The organism is Stenotrophomonas sp. KH_036_B, from assembly GCF_057839485.1.
In genome coordinates this window covers 1,347,954-1,365,946 of the sequence record NZ_CM174491.1, presented here as the reverse complement: position 1 = coordinate 1,365,946, position 17,993 = coordinate 1,347,954, and the positions used below count along the sequence as shown (strand labels likewise).

The 17,993-nt window shown below is 68.4% G+C and carries 10 protein-coding genes; 4 read left to right on the top strand and 6 right to left on the bottom strand.

The window, feature by feature from the left end; genetic code table 11:
• Positions 1 to 6: 6 nt before the first annotated feature.
• Entirely contained in the window at positions 7 to 1,176 is a 1,170-nt protein-coding gene (locus tag AC3ITN_RS06290) for an HlyD family secretion protein (RefSeq protein WP_489392391.1), read from the top strand.
• A gap of 167 nt (positions 1,177 to 1,343) precedes the next feature.
• Here AC3ITN_RS06290 and AC3ITN_RS06285 read toward each other — a convergent pair whose 3' ends face one another.
• From AC3ITN_RS06285 to creB, 6 genes are all read right to left on the bottom strand, one after another.
• Positions 1,344 to 1,829, bottom strand: a complete 486-nt coding sequence (locus AC3ITN_RS06285) for a transcriptional repressor (RefSeq protein ID WP_313348694.1) — start codon at positions 1,827 to 1,829, stop codon at positions 1,344 to 1,346.
• Between the two features lie 16 nt (positions 1,830 to 1,845).
• Entirely contained in the window at positions 1,846 to 3,249 is a 1,404-nt protein-coding gene (gltX, locus tag AC3ITN_RS06280) for a glutamate--tRNA ligase (RefSeq protein WP_489392390.1), read from the bottom strand.
• Between the two features lie 76 nt (positions 3,250 to 3,325).
• Positions 3,326 to 8,974 (bottom strand): dermonecrotic toxin domain-containing protein, encoded by a 5,649-nt coding sequence (locus AC3ITN_RS06275; protein WP_489392389.1) that lies wholly within the window; start codon positions 8,972 to 8,974, stop codon positions 3,326 to 3,328.
• 205 nt (positions 8,975 to 9,179) lie between these two features.
• Positions 9,180 to 10,499 (bottom strand): cell envelope integrity protein CreD, encoded by a 1,320-nt coding sequence (gene creD, locus AC3ITN_RS06270; protein WP_313348688.1) that lies wholly within the window; start codon positions 10,497 to 10,499, stop codon positions 9,180 to 9,182.
• Between the two features lie 138 nt (positions 10,500 to 10,637).
• Positions 10,638 to 12,098, bottom strand: coding sequence for a two-component system sensor histidine kinase CreC (creC, locus tag AC3ITN_RS06265; RefSeq protein WP_489392388.1), 1,461 nt, complete (start codon positions 12,096 to 12,098; stop codon positions 10,638 to 10,640).
• On the bottom strand, positions 12,099 to 12,794 hold the full coding sequence (gene creB / locus AC3ITN_RS06260; RefSeq protein ID WP_313348684.1) for a two-component system response regulator CreB: 696 nt from the start codon (positions 12,792 to 12,794) through the stop codon (positions 12,099 to 12,101).
• Positions 12,795 to 12,839: 45 nt separating this feature from the next.
• Between creB and AC3ITN_RS06255 the strand changes: the two genes are divergently transcribed.
• From AC3ITN_RS06255 to mfd, 3 genes are all read left to right on the top strand, one after another.
• Positions 12,840 to 13,697 carry a 23S rRNA (adenine(2030)-N(6))-methyltransferase RlmJ gene (locus AC3ITN_RS06255; protein ID WP_489392387.1) on the top strand — a complete coding sequence of 286 codons (858 nt, stop codon included), beginning with the start codon at positions 12,840 to 12,842 and terminating at the stop codon, positions 13,695 to 13,697.
• A gap of 129 nt (positions 13,698 to 13,826) precedes the next feature.
• Positions 13,827 to 14,375, top strand: a complete 549-nt coding sequence (locus AC3ITN_RS06250; protein ID WP_313343741.1) for a GNAT family N-acetyltransferase — start codon at positions 13,827 to 13,829, stop codon at positions 14,373 to 14,375.
• Between the two features lie 80 nt (positions 14,376 to 14,455).
• Positions 14,456 to 17,923 carry a transcription-repair coupling factor gene (gene mfd, locus AC3ITN_RS06245; RefSeq protein WP_489392386.1) on the top strand — a complete coding sequence of 1,156 codons (3,468 nt, stop codon included), beginning with the start codon at positions 14,456 to 14,458 and terminating at the stop codon, positions 17,921 to 17,923.
• Positions 17,924 to 17,993: the final 70 nt, after the last annotated feature.

Below are 17,993 nucleotides of genomic sequence, written 5' to 3'. Positions count from 1 at the left end.
CCTGCCATGTCCAGCACACCGCCGCGCGATGACCCGCCCGATGACATCCACCCGCCCGTACCCACCGATGCCGCACCGGTCGCGGGGCCTGCTGCACCGGCTGCGGCTGCAGCGCCGAGTGGTGCGCCGAAGTACCTCAAGCCCAGCCGGCGCAGCGTGGTGGTGATGATCGTGGTGGCGCTGATCGGCATCGCGCTGATCCTGCGCGCGTGGTCGCTGTGGCCGTTCAACAGCAGCCTGGTGAGTACCGACAACGCGTATGTGCGTGGGCAGATCACCGTCCTGGCGCCGCAGGTCAATGGGTATGTCACCGAGGTGCTGGTGAAGGATTTCCAGCACGTGAAGCACGGCGAGCCGCTGCTGCGCATCGACGACCGCATCTACAAGGAGAAGGTGGCGCAGGCGCAGGCCAACCTGGACAGCGCGGTGGCGGCGCTGGCCAATTCGGACCAGGCGCAGGCGCAGAACCGCGCGCAGATCGGCGCGGCACGGGCCGCGCTGTCGGCAGGCCAATCGGAGCTGGCGCGCTCGCGCGGGGAGCTCAAGCGTTACGAGGAACTGGCCGACCAGCAGCTGGTGGCACTGAACGACCGCGACAAGTTCCGCACCAGCGCGCAGGCCGCGCAGTCATCGGTGCAGCAGTCGCAGGCGCAGATCCGCATCGCCGAGGAAACACTCACGTCGACCCAGGTGGCACGCAAGGGGCTCGAAGCCGGCGTGGAAACGGCCAAGGCACAACTGGAACTGGCCCGCATCGACCTGGCCAACACGGTCATTCATGCCCCGCGCGACGGCCAGGTCAGTGAAGCGTCGGTGCGGCTGGGGCAGTACGTCACCGCCGGCTCGCAGCTGTTGTTCCTGGTACCTGACACGCTGTGGGTGGTGGCCAATTTCAAGGAAGGCCAGACTTGGCGCATGCGCATCGGCCAGCCGGCGACGTTCTCGGTGGACGCCTTCGACGGTGAGCGCCTCACCGGTCACATCGAGCAGATCGCGCCGGCCACCGGTTCGGAGTTCAGCGTGCTGCGCCCGGACAACGCCAGCGGCAATTTCACCAAGGTCGTACAACGCTTGCCGGTGCGGATCGCGATCGATCCGGACCAGGAACTGGCACCCAGGCTTCGCCCGGGCATGTCGGTGGTGGTGCGGGTGGATACGGCCGCAGCGCCAAGGTAGCGCCACGCCCTGCGTGGCTGCGCGTGAATACGGCCGCAGCACCAAGGTAGAGCCACGCCCTGCGTGGCTGCGCGTGAATACGGCCGCGGCACCAAGGTAGCGCCACGCCCTGCGTGGCTGCGCATTGACCCGGACCGGCCAGCCACGCAGGGCGTGGCGCTACGCCATCACCCCGCGCAGCGGGCGCAGAGGCCGTGCACTTCCAGGGTCTGTGCCTGCGGCTGGAAGCCCAGTTCCTTGGCGCGCTTTTCCAGCTGGCTGACGATCTCGCGGTCTTCCAGCTCCACCGCGCTGTGGCAACTGTTGCAGATCAGGAACGGCACCGAATGCTGCGCACTGCTGGGGTGGTGGCACGCCACGAAGGCATTCACCGATTCCAGCTTGTGCACGAAGCCGTTGGCCATCAGGAAATCCAGCGCGCGGTACACGGTGGGCGGGGCATCGGCGCCCACGCCCTTGCCGTTGCGCACCCACTCCAGCAGCTCGTAGGCCTTGACCGGCTTGCCGGCCTCGGCGATCAGGCGCAGCACGTTGGCGCGGATCGGGGTCAGGCGCAGTCCGCGTTCCGTGCACACGCGTTCCACCACCTTCACGAAGTCGGATGCGTCGTGGACATGGTGGTGCGGGGCGGTACAAGCGGCTTTAGCGGACATGCGCGGTCTCCAGTGGTCAGGCCGACGTTACCTTAGTGAGTGCGACATCGATGCGTTTCAAGGCCTCTTCACGTCCCGCCAGGAACACCGTCTGCGAAATATCGGGACTCACCTGGGTGCCGGTGATGGCCACGCGCAGCGGTTGGGCGACCTTGCCCATGCCGATTTCCAGTGCCGCCGCGACATCGTGCAGCGCAGCCGACACGTTTTCCGCGGTCCAGTCGCCGACCGCGGCCAGCAGCTCGCGCGCCTTGCCCAGCGCCAGTTCCGCGCCCGGCTTGAGGTGCTTGGCCACCGCCGCTTCGTCGTATTCGACCAGCGGCTGGTACCAGACCACCGCCTTTTCGGCCATTTCCTTCAGCGTCTGCACGCGCTCGCGCAGCGCCAGCACCACGTCTGCCGGGGCCGGGCCGGCCCCCAGGTCCAGGCCGAGCTTGTTCAGCTGGTAGACCAGGTGCGGGGCGATGCTGGTCGGATCTTCCGTCTTCAGGAAGTGCTGGTTGACCCAGCCCAGTTTGGCCATGTCGAGGCGAGCGGCCTTGGAATTGCAGTGGGTCACATCGAAGAGGTCGATCAGCTCCTGCCGGCTGAACAGCTCCTGGTCGCCATGCGACCAGCCCAGCCGGGCCAGGTAGCTCAACAGCGCGTCGGGCAGGTAGCCGGCGTCCTTGTACTGCATCACGTCCGCCGCGCCGGTGCGCTTGGACAGCTTTGCACCCTGCTCGTCCAGGATCATCGGCATGTGGCCGAACTTCGGCACCGGCGCGCCGATGCCTTCGTACAGGTTGATCTGGCGCGGCGTGTTGTTGATGTGGTCGTCGCCGCGGATGACCTCGGAAATCCTCATGTCCCAGTCGTCCACCACCACCGCGAAGTTGTAGGTGGGAAAACCATCCGGGCGGAAGATGACCATGTCGTCCAGCTCGCTGTTGGCGATCTCGATGCGGCCCTTGATCAGGTCGTCGAACACCACGGTGCCCTCGAGCGGATTCTTGAAACGGATGACCCGGTTCGGATCGTCGCGGTACGGCAGGGCAAGCTCGCGCGCGGCACCGTTGTAGCGCGGCTTCTCCTGCCTGGCCATGGCGGCCTCGCGCATCGCATCCAGCTCCTCGCGGGTCTCGTAGGCGTAGTAGGCCTTGCCCTCGGCGACCAGCTGCTCGGCCACGTCCTTGTAGCGGGCCACACGGTCGGTCTGGTAGATCGGGCCCTCGTCGTAGCCCAGGCCCAGCCAGTCCATCGCCTCGAGAATGGCGTCGATCGCGCCCTGGGTGCTGCGCTCGCGGTCGGTGTCCTCGATGCGCAGCACGAATTCGCCGCCCCGGTGGCGTGCCTCCAGCCAGCAGTACAGCGCGGTGCGGGCACCGCCAATGTGCAGGTAGCCGGTGGGGCTGGGGGCAAAACGGGTACGGCAGGTCATGGCGGGCTCGCGGCGGTCAACGGGAATCCGGGCAATTTTACCTGCCCGGGGCGCCAATAGTGGCCGAGAACCGCATTCAGGGGCTGGGTCCGCGTTGGATCAACGTTGTCCAGCCGCGCTCGTGCGCCTGTTGGCGGAGCACCGCCGCGTCGATCTGCCGCAACTGGAACTGCGGTGATGCAGCGCCCGGTGCCCGGTAGGCGCCATACAGGTCGGCCAGCGTTTCCACCTGCCCCGAAACCACGCCCGGCATGCGCGGGAACGGCCGGATGCCGAAATAGGTGGGCAACCAGCGCTCGTACTGGGCCATGCTGGCAAACTGAACCAAGCCGAAGTTGGGGTCGTACAGGGCATAGGTGCGCCGGCCGTTCTGGGCCACGCTGACCGAGCACATCATGCTGTGCGATGTGCCTGAGAGCACAAACTGGCTGCTCTCGACCACACCGCCCAGGAAACGCGCGAGCTCCTGCACTTCGATCACTTCCGAATGCGACAGCGCATTGCGGGGCAACGCCACGCCCTGTGCATCCAGCGCCATGGCCCGCGCCGTCGCCGCCAGCCGGGATCCCGGTCGCATCACCGCCGCACGCAGGTTGCGCAACAGCTGGAGCTGCGTGCCGTCGGCAACGGCCACCGCCATGATCCGCGACAGGCCGGTACAGACGCCTGCGGCACCGAGCGCGGTGTCCTCGAACAACAGCCCCTGCGAGGCGGGATAGAACTGCCCGCCTTCGAGCTGGACGAGTTCGTCGATATCCGCGCCCAGGCGGGCATACCACCCACTGCGCTGCAGCGCCTCCAGCCGCGAAATGATCTCGGACAGCGCGCCTTTCTGCACCATGTCCAGGCCACCGTCCAGAAACTGCCGCTTCAGCTCCGGCAACGACATTTCCCCGTTGGTCAGGCGTACCCGGCGCCAGTTTTCCCTGCCCCACCTGAAGTCGTCGGTGACGATGTCGGTTGCCCCCGCACGCACCTTGGCCAGGTAGGCATTGACCGCACCCCGGTAGCTGCTTTCGATGGACACACTGCGTGAGATATCCCCCCGGGGTGCGCCGCCGCGCAACCCCACCTCGGGATTGGGTTCCCACAACCCGTCGCCGTTGAGCCGGATCGGGTCGTTGTACTGCAGGCCGTTACCCGGGTGGCGCAGCCGCCAGGTATGGGCGGCATCGTCGAAGAACACCTCGTAGGTGAATTCCCCCTGGCGGATGAACGTCCTGCCGATGTGCCGGTAAACGCCATTGTCCGCGGCGCGCACGCCATCCAGCAGCAACGGCTGGGCGTAGCGCGGCGACAGCGCGCGCAGCGGGTCCAGCGCCGCACCGTCGCCCATCAGCTGCAGCGCCGGCGTCAGCCGCGAACCGTCCGACGCGGCCAGTCTGGCAAGGCGCCCCATCCCCAGCGGCGCCATCAGTCCCAACCCGAACGCGGCGCCTGCTGCTGCCCCGCCACCGGCATGACGTTCCGCCTCGGTCTCGCCATTGATGGCCTGGTCGGCCCCCAGCCCGAGCTCGGCCACCGAGCCCACCGCCACTACCGGCAGCAGCGGCGGCAGCACGATGCTGGCCAGCCCCATGACCAGATTGAAGGTCTGCATGCGGGCCAGCCACTGGTGCCTGACAGCTTCCCAATCCGACGTCATCAGTACGCGCGCGTCGCTCTCGGTACGTGCGCGCAGACGCGACATCAGGGCGTGGATCAGGTCATGTCCCTCTATCGGACGTGACATCCTGCCACTGGCGGACAAGGTGGTATCGGGGCTGCCCAGCATGGTCTGCAGGCCATTGTAGAACCAGCCATCCTGCAGGTCGCTCAGGTCGAACGCAGCCTCGATCCAGGTGCACCCTGCGTCGGTTGCGACGAGGCGCTGCAGCCAGGACATCATCTCCTGGGGGTGGGCGAACTCGAAGAAGCGGTTCCGGTCATTGGGGAAGTACAGGATGCACTCCGGGCCGTCGTCATCCTGCACATGCACGATGGTGGACTGCATGCCGTACAGCTCCAGCCACCCGACCCTGACACCCGCGCGCATCTCCGGCGCGAACTGCGGAACGCCGTCGGCATCGAGCACCAGCCGGCCCGACGCTGCCAGGGCCAGCTGCACGCCTCTCACGGACAGTGACCCGTCACCGTACTGCTGCGAGATCGAAAATACGTAGGAACCGCGCAGGGCATAGCCGACCTGGTCGCGCTCCTGCTCCCAGAACGCCGCCAGCGCGGCCAGATAGGCACTCTGCAGATCCAGCCGGTCCACGATCGCCAGGAACTCCTCGGGTCGAATCTCGGTCGCCTCGGTTTTCTGGTCATAGACATCGGCGTCCGCCGACAGATAGAGGCCCACGCGCATCGCCATATCGCTGCCACGCGGCAGACCTTCGCCTTTCCGGAGGGCACACTCCACCAGCGACATGCTGCCGATGCGCTGGTTGGCCGCATGCGACCAGCCACTGCGGGTAGCGGTACTGGACGCGCCCCCTGAGAACTGGACCAGGGCATAGCGACGGCTGTCGAACGCAACCCCGTGACTGGCAAGCACCGCCTGGTCCAGCGTTGACGCCACGAACCGTGGCAGCAGGGGATAGCGCTGCTCCAGCTCGCTGCGCGCCCCGTTGAGGTCGTACAGGATGCGCACCCCCTGGAAGTCCAGGTTCCGCAGCCCTGCGGCATCACCGTCGGCGCCGGCCAGCCAATGCGACAGGGACCCGGCGGCAAGCTGTGCCGTGGCGGTCAGGATCGCCAGCGGCACCGCCGGCGGATAGCGCGCCATCCTGCGGTCGAAGGCGAGGAATTCGCGGCGCGCCACGGCCGGCGAGGCATGCTGCAGGTCCAGCAGCTGCTGGTGACGCAGGTCCACCGTCTGCAGGAACAGCGCCTCCAGGAAGTTGCCACGTTCGGCGGGCCGGGTGCCCACCGTCGCCGCGCGCCCGGCGTGCCAGGCCGCATGGTGGCGTCGCGCCATCCAACGATTCAGATGCCCCGGCAACTCCGCCTCGATCTGGCGCAAGGCACTGGAGACCCCATCGAACTCCTCCACCACCGGCGTGCGCGACGTGCTCGCCAACAGGACGGCGCCGCCGTCGGCAACTTCGTGGATGAGCATCATTCCATGCAGCGGCAGGAGGGCACCGTCGTTTCCGTAAACCGCCAGCGGGTGGACACGCAGCGCGGCATTGGGCAGCACCAGCGCGCGTCCGCTTGCCGGGTCGGCTGCATTGAACTGCTGGGGATGGAGAAGCACCATGTCCAGCAGCCATTTACCGCGCGCACTCAGCCGCGCCCCCGCGCACAGCAGCACGCTGGCGCCGGACAGACGCTTGACGAACCCTTCGCAGAACCGCGCCATGTTGGCCGCGCCTGCGCGCGAGCCGGCACTGGCGGCGTAGGCGGCGTGCAGCCCGGTGAACTCGGCAACGAAGTTCCTGCCTGCGATGGCAGCGTTGAACTGCGCCAGCGAGGGCCGCTGACATTCCTGGTTGGGGAAATACGTGCTGGGACCGGTCCTGAAGTACAACGCGGTACGGTTGCCATCGTGTTCCACCGGCAGCACGGCCGCCTCTACCAGGGTGTACGAGCTGGCCAGCTGGCTGCGCACCCGTCCGCCGGGCTGGGCAACGCGGGTTCCGGGCTGGTCCCGAAGCGACGGCGGGCGCGGATGGCCTGCGGCCCATCGCTCCCAGGGTTCGATCTCCAGGAACGTGTTCCGGTACACCTGCCGCGGATCGACGGAGGATGCATTGCCGCCGCCGGTGGCAGTGTCCAGCGCCGCCGACAGTGCGGCGGCAATGGTGCCGTCCAGGCTCGGCATCGCCGCATGCACCTGATCGAGCAGGAGCTCGGAATCGGCCAACTGGTTCAGCGCGATCGCCAGTTCGTGGCGGCTGTCCAGCGTTTCATCCATCAGCGCCTGCCAGAACTGGATCATGCCCGCCGCCTCCGCATCGGGCAGCCCGTCGCCGGGCTGGAACGACAACGCACCCGGCGCCTCGGCGGCTCCCTCCCCCTCCCTCGCCGCCAGGATGAGGCGCTGACTGGCCTCGTCGAGGCGCCGCTGCGCGGCCATTTCCTCGCGGATGATGGCCGCAGGCGCGGCGATGGGATTGACGTCGTGCACGTTGCGCTTTTCCCGCGCCGCCCGTCCGCCGGGGCGACCGGAGGTTTCGTCGGCAAGGCCTGCATGAAGGCCGTCGACCACCCGGCCCGCCACGCCGTTGCTGCGCAGCAACTCCGCCACCGCGATGGCCGGGTCTGCTGCATCGCCGCGCGCATCCGCCTCCCGGACCTGCCGGCAGATGTCCTGCCAGAGCGTGGCGTTGCCGTGCTCGTCCACGACATCCTCGAGGAAGGCAATGACGTCGGAGACGTGCTCATCCTGCGCACCCCGCTCACGCGGGTGCGGATCGACGGCAGCGGGGAATGCCCACTGCCAACCGAGCCGCATCAGCATCGCACCCGTGAACAGGCCACCGCTCGCCAGCGCAAGCAATCCGTTGCCGCCGCTTCGCGCCGCGGACGACGCGACGTCGCCGGGCGGGCCCTCCCCGTCGTGCCCGCGGAACGGCAGCCTGCATCGTTCATCGGGGGTGACCCACGATGCGTTTCCGGTCTGCACGGGCACCGGTACGACCGGCGCAGGTGGCCTGAGCGGCTCACTGGCAACGCCAGCGGGCAGCGTCGCCGGCGTGGGCAGTGCCAGTGCGCCCAACCAGGTCAACACGCCACCCGGCACACTGGCCGCCGCGAGCAGCATGGCCGACATCGGGGGCTGCCGTGCAGGTGCGCTGCACAGCGTCGCGGACCGCCCCACCGCCCACAGCGCGTCTGCCAGCTGCGCACCCGGGGCCGTACGTTGCCCCGTCAACAGACCTCCTCGCCCGAGGCGTCCCGGCGATTCCAGCTCGCCGAGACCGGCCAGTATCCGCGCACGGGCGCCAGCATCGAGCACAGCGCATCCGTCCTCATCAACGGCATCGAAGAGGCCATGCAGCGCGCAGCGCGGGTCCAGCAGCCCGCCGTCGAGCGCGGCGTGCCGGAAGATCTCATGAACGCTCCGCTCCAGGAGCGCGTCGTCCAGCATCGGCGCAAGCATCCGCAATTGCAGACGGACGCGGGAGATGTCAGCGCCGGCAGGCAGATCGTTCGGCTGCAGCGACACTGCAAGCGCCCGTGCATCGGTTGCGCCTGCCGTGCGCGCGTCGAAAAGGCAGTCGCGCCACACGTGGCCGGGGATGTCGACAGGACGGTAGACCGCGTCGCGGATGCGTCGCAGGGCAAGCGACGTGTGCGCGACGTCCATTGTCAGCCGGCTCCGCAGCGGTGCGCACGCCACTTCCCAACCGGCGCGGGAGCAGGTCAGCATGCTCGTCGACGTGTCCTGCCACGCTTGCCGCGCGTCCACATCGACCTCGGGCGGCAGCAGTCGGCGCAGTGCATCGCGCACCAGCTGTTCCGCCATCGGCGTGGCCAGCGGTGTTTCCGCGAACCGGCCCTGCAGTGCCAGCAGGAAGTCACCATCGACCGGCCCGCGTGCCAGCGCCGAGGACAGCGCATCCAACTCCCGTCGTGCAACGCTGGCAACGTCCAGCGTGTGTTCAACCGGAGCCGATGCTGCGTTGGCCACCGAGATGGGCACCGCCGGTGCACGGGTTCCCGGGCGTGCGCGCACGCTCGCCGACGCGGCGAACGCAGGTGATCCAGCCCCCAGGGATGCGGACGTTCGAGGCATTGCAGGCTCCATCAGCGCGGATGTCGAAGCCTAGCCAGACCGGTCAGGGAAATCTGAGCCGTGCGTGCCGCATCCACACGTCGAAGCCTGCAGACGCGCACAATGCGTCACGCCCGCCATCCCAGCCACACCTGCCCCGGCGCATGAACCACCCGCATCCATCGCCTGTGATCGACCCCGGCGCATGTGTAGACACGCCCGCGCCTTACTTCAGGCTTGCGCCGACTTCGTACCAGTCGATCCGGCGCGTGATCCACATCGCTGCGGCCAATACTGCGAACAGCAGCAGCGAGCCCATCAGCAGTGCGTTGTTCTCCGACACCAGCAACCCGTACAACGCGCCGTACAGCACGGTCAGCATGCCGGCAAAGCCCAACCCGCGCACCCAGCTGCGCAGCACCCCGGACAGGTAGACCGCCTGCAGGCCGATGCAGGCCAGCGCGGACACCACGTAGGCGATCCAGAACGGAATATGTTCGGACAGACTGAGCAGCAGCAGGAAAAAGATCGCCAGTGCCAGGCCCACCATCAGGTACTGCAGCGGATGGATGCGCAGTCGCTTGATCAGTTCAAACAGGATGAAGCCGACGAAGGTGAGCAGGATGAAGAGGATGCCGTACTTGCTGGCGCGGTCGGCCTGGGTATAGATGTCCACCGGGTTGACCAGCTCCACGCTGACGCTTTCGGGCTCCACGTCGCGGTTGCTGCGCAGCTGGCGCTGTGCTTCGGAGGCCAGCGAGGACACCGCCCACTCCGCGTCGAAGCCGGTTTCGCCCACCTGGCGTTCGTTGGGCAGGAAGCTGCCGCCGAACAGCGGGTGCGGCCACGGCGAGCGGATCGCGATGCGGCTGTCGTCGCCCACCGGCACCACGGCCAGCGAACGGGTGCCATCGAGCACCAGCGCCAGGTCCACCTTGCTGGCCTTGAGCAGGCCGCCGGCGCTGTCGTCGAAGCCCTGCAGCGGTACGTGCAGGCCTTTGCCGATGCCGGTGACATCGCCGATGCCGGGCTGCAGCGTCAGCGCCTGGCCATCCACCTTGAGGTCCGGCGACCCGACCAGCCCGCGCACGTCGGCAATGCCGACGGCCAGGTAGGGCGTGCCATACACGCGCCCGGCCTTGACCGGGTAGTCGTCGTCGCTGAACTCGGCGGTCACCTTGGCCTTCCAGGTATAGACCGGCACGCGGAACAGACCCACCCGGCGCTCGTCCGGCTGCATGCCGCCGTCAACGGTCAGGCGCGACGGCATCTGCAGCCAGTAGCTCTGCTCCACCTGGGTCTCGATCTTCTTGGTGCCCGCCGCGTCGACCACTTCGACCTGGCGGGTCTCGGTCCACGGCACGACCCGGATCGGGCCGGTCAGCGTCTGCGCACCGGCCCGGCTCTGCGCCACGCGCAGATAGGCCTGGTCGCGGTACGCCTCGCGCTCGCTGATCACGCCCTTGATCATCATCAGCGGAATCAGCAGCAGCAGGATCAGCCCGCCCACGATGGCGAACCGCAACAGCATCTTCAGGGATTTCATCACCCGTCCTCGGTTTGGGAAGGGTGCCAGCGTCGCGCGCGCCGGTGAGCGGGGTTTGTGCCGTAGTTGAAGTGAGCGTGAAGTCGCGCGAAGCGGCCGGCCGTAGAACCACCCCAAGGGTGGCTGCCACGGACGGTCTCAGCGCCGAACCGGCGCGGCCGGATCGCGCCAGGGCAGCCAAAGCGAGGCCACAGCCCCACCACCGTCACGGTTGGTCAACGCGACGCGCCCGCCATGCAGGCGCGCCACTTCGCGCACGAACGACAACCCCAACCCGGAACTGCGCAGGCCGGTGGCCGGGCGCGCCAGCGAGTAGAAGCGCTCGAACACGCGCTCCATCGCGTAATCGGGAACACCACTGCCGCGGTCGGCAACCTGCAGCACCACCCCCTCGGCGTCGGCCACGGCGCGCAGCGTGATGCCGCTGCCGGCGGCGGAGAAGGCCAGCGCGTTTTCCAGCAGGTTGTTCAGTGCCTGGCGCAGCAGATAACCATCGCCCAGGATCTCAAGCCCGGGCTCCACCTCGACGTCCACGCCCATGCCCGCCGCCTGCGCGCGCACCGCCACCGCGTCGGCCGCGCCGCGCAACAAGGGTGCCAGCGCGATCCGCTCGCGCTTCTGCAGCCAGCCGTGCTGCTCCACCTCGGCCAACGCCAGCAGCTTGTCGATGGTCTCGGTCAGGCGCTGCGCCTGTCCCTGGATGCTGCGCGCGAAGTGCACACGGTCGGCGTCGGGCAACGGTTCCTGCAGCAGTTCGGCCGCGCCGCGGATCGCGGCCAGCGGGCTCTTCATTTCATGGGTCAGCGACTGCACGTACTGCTCCACGTAGGCCTTGCCTTCCAGCTTGCGGCGCATGGTCTCCAGCGCCTGGCCGAGGTCGCCGATCTCGTCGCGGCGGGGTTTCGGCGGCGGCACCGGCTCACCGGCACTGACGGCCTTGGCATAGCGGTTGAGCCGGTTCACCCCATGCATCAGCCAACCGGTCATGAGCAGGCCGATCAGTGCGGACAGCCCGATCAACCAGGCGCCGCGCCGCATGATGGCGCGCTGGCTGGCGGCGATGAACGGATCGATGCTGCGATTGGGCTGGGCCAGGCTGAGCACGCCGATCAGCCGCTTCGGGTCGTCCGGGTCATGGATCGGCGCGGCCACGTGCATCACCGAGTGGGTGTCATCGCCGGGCGTCTCGGGGCTGGAGCGCGCGCCGTACTCGCCACGCAGGGTGCGGTAGACATCGTTCCAGCGCGAATTGTCGCGGCCCAGGTCCTCGCCGGTGGAGTCGTACACCACGATTCCGCGCGCGTCGGTGATGGTCACCCGGTAGTCCAGCGTGCGCTTGGGAAACCGCCACACCATCGCCTTCGGGTCACGGCGCTGCGCGCGGGCCAGGTCGGCGACGAAGCGGCCGTTGCGGATCTGCCCGGCCTTGAGGTCGGCGGCGGCCATCTCGGCCAGTACGTTGGCCGCATCCACCAGCGTCGATTCCATCGCCTGCCGCACGCCCGGCTTCACCTCGTTGACGAAGATGCGCATGACGAAGAACGCGGCAATGCCGACGATCAGGAAGAAGCCGAGGAACAGCTTGAGACCCAGCCGCACCTAGACCTCCAGGGCGTAGCCAACGCCGCGATGGGTGCGGATCGGGTCGGGCTCGGCACCGGCCGCGCGCAGCTTGGCGCGCAGGGTCTTGACGTGGGTGTCCACGGTGCGGTCGGCGCTGTCGGCGGCGATGTCCCAGCCGCGGTCCATGAGCTGGGCGCGGCTGAGGATGGCGCCGGGGCGTTGCAGCAGCGCGGCCATCAGGGCGTATTCGTAACGGGTCAGCTCCAGCGGCTGCTCGCCGAAACGGATACGCCGGCCTTCGCGGTCGATCGCAAAGCGTCCCTGCTGCTGCCAGCCGTCCTGCCCGGCCACGACCGCGGCACCCGCACGGCGCAGCCGCGCGCGTACCCGGGCCACCAGCTCGCGCGGCGAGAACGGCTTGGCCATGTAGTCGTCGGCCCCCAGCTCCAGCCCCAGCACGCGGTCGAACTCGTCGTTGCGTGCGGTCAGGAAGATCACCGGCACCTCGCTGAAGGTCCGCAGCGTGCGGCACACCTCGAAACCGCTCATGTCGGGCAGGCCCACGTCCAGCACGACAACATCGAACGGCTCCTGGCGAAGCACCTGCAGGGCCTGTCCGCCCAGCAGGCAGTGCCGGGCACCATAGCCCTCGCTGCGCAGGGCGTACAGGACGGTATCGGCGATGGCGGCTTCGTCTTCGACGACCAAAACGTTGTGCAGGGGGCGGTTCATGCGCGCAGCATAGCCGCTGGGCCCGCCGCCCCGTACACTGCGCCGATGAATTACCGCCACGCCTTCCATGCCGGCAACCATGCCGATGTGCTCAAGCACATCGTGCAGCTTGCCCTGCTCGACACCTTCAAGCGCAAGGACAGCCCGTTCTTCGTGCTGGACACCCACGGGGGCGCCGGCCGCTACCTGCTGGCCAGCGAGGAAAGCCGCAAGACCCTGGAGGCCGAGGACGGCGTGATGCGCCTGATGGCGCAGCCGCAGCTGCCGGCCGTGGTCGAGCGCTACCTGAAGGCGGTGCAGGCCGACAATCCGGTCGGGGCCATGATCAGCTACCCCGGTTCGCCGCTGCTGAGCGCCCAGACGATGCGCGAGCAGGACCGCATGGCGGTCTGCGAACTGCAGGACGATGAAGCCGCCTCGCTCAAGGCCCTGTTCGCCCACGACACCCGGGTCGGGGTGTATCACGGCGACGGCTATGCGCAGAACAAGGCGCTGTTGCCGCCCAAGTCCAACGGCGTGAAGATCGGCCGCGGGCTGGTCCTGATCGACCCGCCCTACGAGGGCCAGGATGCCGAGTACCAGCGCATCCTCGCGTCCGTGAGCGAGATCCTGGCGCGCTGGCCGCAGGCCAGCTTCGCCATCTGGTTCCCGATCAAGCAGCGCCGCACCATCCTGCACTTCCTGCGCAAGGCCTGCGCTCTGCCGGTCAAGTCGGTGCTTACAGTAGAACTACTGGTTCGCCCGGACGATTCACCGCTGCGCCTCAACGGCAGTGGCATGCTGCTGCTCAATCCGCCGTGGCAGTTCGACCAGGTCCTGGCCCCCGCCATGCCGGTGCTCAAGCAGCACCTGGGCGAGGCCGGTGCCAGCACCCGCCTGCAATGGCTCAAGCAGGCCGAGTAAGTCGCGCCTGCGGAACCCGCCCCACCGCCTGCCGCCCTGTCCGGGCATGACAGAGCGGTGTGAGTGTTTCGTTCACGGAACGCGCCCCCTGGGATGCGAGAATCCGAAGACCACCAAGGAATCACCGGTATGGCTACCCGTAACCGCATGCCGCCCTGGCACGAAATCTTCAAGGCACCCAGCGGCCATGAGCTGCTGATCCGTCCGATCCGTCCGGAAGACGTCGGACCGTTGCAGGCTGCCTTCAGCCTGTTCGGCCCGGAGGAAATCCGCGACCGTTTCCTGCAGTCGGTCACCGAGCTGTCGGCAGAAACCGCGCAGCGCCTGACCCATCCCAATCCCAAGAGCGAGATCACGCTGGTGGCCGCCGAGTCGTCGCACCCGGCCGGTGAGGCCGTGGTCGGCGCGGTCGCACGTGCGTCGATGATCCAGGGCACCCGCGAAGCCGAGTACGCCATCCTGGTCAGCCGCTTCCTGGTCGGCCAGGGCCTGGGTCGCCAGTTGATGCGCAAGCTGGTCAAGTGGGCGCGCGGCAAGTACCTGGATCGCCTGTACGGCGACGTGGCCGAAGAAAACGAACCCATGAAGCAGCTCGCCGCATCGCTGGGCTTCAAGCCGGTGCCGCATCCGCAAGGCACGCCGGGCCTGGTGCGCATGGTGCTCGAGCTGGATTCGTAGCGCCGGGCCCTGCCCGGCGGCACGCGGGGTTGCCGGCCAGCGGCCGGCAGTACCGCACGGTCTGCTAAAATTTGCGGTTCATGTCTCGCACCTCATACCCCGCTCCGCCGCTGCCCCGTTCCGGCCAGCTCCGCGCCTGGTGGCGCGCTCCCGCCTCGGCCACTGCGCTGGCGTGGTACGTCGCACGCGCGGCGGACACCCATGACGGGCCGCTGCTGGTCATCGCACGCGACAACCACGGCGCCAATCAGATCGAAGCCGACCTGCGCACCCTGCTGGGCAGCGCGTCGGACCTTCCGGTGGTGGCGTTCCCGGACTGGGAAACGCTGCCGTACGACGCCTTCAGCCCGCATCCGGACATCATTTCCCAGCGCCTGGCCGCACTGCACCAGCTGCCAACGCTGCGCCGGGGCATCGTGGTGGTACCGGTACAGACGCTGCTGCAGCAGCTGGCGCCGCTCAAGTACATCATCGGCGGCAGCTTCGACCTGAAGGTCGGCCAGCGCCTGGACCTGGACGCGGAAAAGCGCCGCCTCGAGGCCGCCGCCTACCGCAACGTGCCGCAGGTGATGGACCCGGGTGATTTCGCCGTGCGCGGCGGCCTGCTCGATGTGTTCCCGATGGGCGCCGACGCGCCGCTGCGGGTGGAGCTGCTGGACGAAGACATCGATTCGATCCGCGCCTTCGACCCGGAAAGCCAGCGCTCGCTGGACAAGGTCGACGCGGTGCGCATGCTCCCCGGCCGCGAAGTGCCCCTCGACGAGCTGAGCGTGTCGCGGGTGATGGCCACCCTGCGTGAGCGCTTCGACGTCGACACCCGGCGCAGCGCGCTCTACCAGGATCTGAAGGCCGGCCTGGCACCGGCCGGTGTCGAGTACTACCTGCCGCTGTTCTTCGACCAGACCGCCACGCTGTTCGACTACCTGCAGCCCAACGCACTGCCGGTGATCGCGCCCGGTGTCGGCGAAGCCGCCGCCTCGTTCTGGGCGCAGACCCAGAACCGTTACGAGCAGCGCCGGCACGACGTGGAGCGGCCGCTGCTGTCGCCCACCGAGCTTTACCTCAGCCCGGAAGCACTGAGCGCGCGGTTGAACACCCTGCCGCGCGTGGAAGTGTGGAACGCCGAGCATCCGCGCGTGGCCGAAGCACAGCCGCTGGGCGACCAGCCGCTGCCGCCGCTGCCGGTGGCCGCACGCGATGCACCGGCCGGCGAGGCGCTGAAGTCGTTCCTGGGCCATTACCCGGGCCGGGTGCTGATCGCCGCGGACTCACCGGGCCGCCGCGAGGCATTGCTGGAAGTGCTGCTGTCGGCGGAGCTGAAACCGCCGGTGGTCGCCGACCTGCCGACGTTCCTGGCCGACCCGGCGCTGCGCTTCGCCATCACCGTGGCACCCCTGGAGGATGGCTTCGCGCTGGAGGCGCCGGCGCTGGCCGTGCTCACCGAGCGCCAGCTGTTCCCCGAACGCGCCGGCCAGACCCGCCGCAGTCGCCGCGCCGGGCGCGAGCCGGAAGCGATCATCCGTGACCTGGGCGAGCTGACCGAAGGTGCGCCGATCGTCCATGAAGACCATGGCGTGGGACGCTACCGCGGCCTGATCGTGCTCGACGCCGGCGGAATGCCGGGCGAGTTCCTGGAGATCGAATACGCCAAGGGCGACCGCCTGTATGTGCCGGTCGCCCAGCTGCACCTGATCAGCCGCTACTCCGGCGCCTCGCCGGAAACCGCCCCGCTGCATTCGCTGGGCGGCGAGCAGTGGAGCAAGGCCAAGCGCCGCGCCGCAGAAAAGGTCCGCGACGTAGCGGCCGAACTGCTGGAGATCCAGGCCCGCCGCCGCGCGCGCGCCGGCCTGGCGCTGCATGTGGACCGGGCAATGTACGAGCCGTTCGCGGCGGGCTTCCCGTTCGAGGAGACCCCCGACCAGCTGGCCGCGATCGACGCCACCCTGCGCGACCTGGCCAGCAGCCAGCCGATGGACCGCGTGGTCTGCGGCGACGTCGGCTTCGGCAAGACCGAGGTCGCCGTCCGCGCCGCGTTCGCCGCCGCCAGCGCGGGCAAGCAGGTCGCCGTCCTGGTGCCGACCACGCTGCTGGCCGAGCAGCATTACCGCAACTTCCGCGACCGCTTCGCCGACTGGCCGCTCCGGGTGGAAGTGCTGTCACGCTTCAAGACCACCAAGGAGATCAAGGCCGAGCTGGAGAAGGTCGCCGCCGGCACCATCGACGTCATCATCGGCACCCACCGCCTGCTGCAGCCGGACGTGAAGTTCAAGGACCTGGGCCTGGTCGTGGTGGACGAGGAGCAGCGCTTCGGTGTGCGCCAGAAGGAGGCACTCAAGGCGATGCGCGCCAACGTGCACCTGCTGACCCTGACCGCCACGCCGATCCCGCGCACGCTCAACATGGCCATGGCCGGCCTGCGCGACCTGTCGATCATCGCCACCCCGCCGCCGAACCGGCTGGCGGTGCAGACCTTCATCACCGCCTGGGACAACGCGCTGCTGCGCGAAGCGTTCCAGCGCGAACTGGCGCGTGGCGGCCAGCTGTATTTCCTGCACAACGACGTGGAAAGCATCGGCCGCATGCAGCGCGACCTGGCCGAGCTGGTGCCGGAAGCGCGCATCGGCATCGCCCACGGGCAGATGCCCGAGCGCGAGCTGGAACGGGTGATGCTGGACTTCCAGAAGCAGCGCTACAACGTGCTGTTGTCGACCACGATCATCGAATCGGGCATCGACATCCCCAACGCCAATACCATCATCATCAACCGCGCCGACCGCTTCGGCCTTGCCCAGCTGCACCAGCTGCGCGGGCGCGTGGGCCGTTCGCACCATCGCGCGTATGCGTACCTGGTGGTGCCGGACAAGCGGTCGATGACGCCGGATGCGGAGAAGCGCCTGGAGGCCATCGCCTCGATGGACGAGCTCGGTGCCGGCTTTACGCTGGCCACGCATGACCTGGAAATCCGCGGCGCGGGCGAACTGCTGGGCGAGGATCAGAGCGGCCAGATGGCCGAGGTCGGCTTCAGCCTGTACACCGAACTGCTCGAACGCGCGGTGCGCAGCATCCGGCTGGGCAACCTGCCCGACCTGGATGCCGGCGAAGAAGCGCGCGGTGCCGAAGTGGAACTGCACGTGCCGGCGTTGATCCCCGATGACTACCTGCCCGACGTGCACACCCGCCTGACTCTGTACAAGCGCATCAGCAGCGCGCGCGACAGCGACCAGCTGCGCGAACTGCAGGTGGAGATGATCGACCGCTTCGGGCTGCTGCCCGATCCGGCCAAGCATCTGTTCGCGGTGGCCGAGCTCAAGCTGCAGGCCAACGAACTTGGCATCCGCAAGCTGGAACTGGGTGAGAACGGCGGCCGCATCGTGTTCGAGGCCAAGCCGCGCATCGATCCGATGTCGGTCATCCAGATGATCCAGAAGCAGCCCAAGCTCTATACGATGGACGGCCCGGACAAGCTGCGCATCAAGGTGCCGCTGCCGTTGCCCGAAGACCGCTTCAACGCGGCCAAGGCGTTGTTGACCACGCTCGCCCCGGGCTGACCTGCGCCATCACCCCGCGCCGTCCCCCGGCGCGGTCGCCGGCGAAACCGGAAGCGTCAGCTGAGCTTGC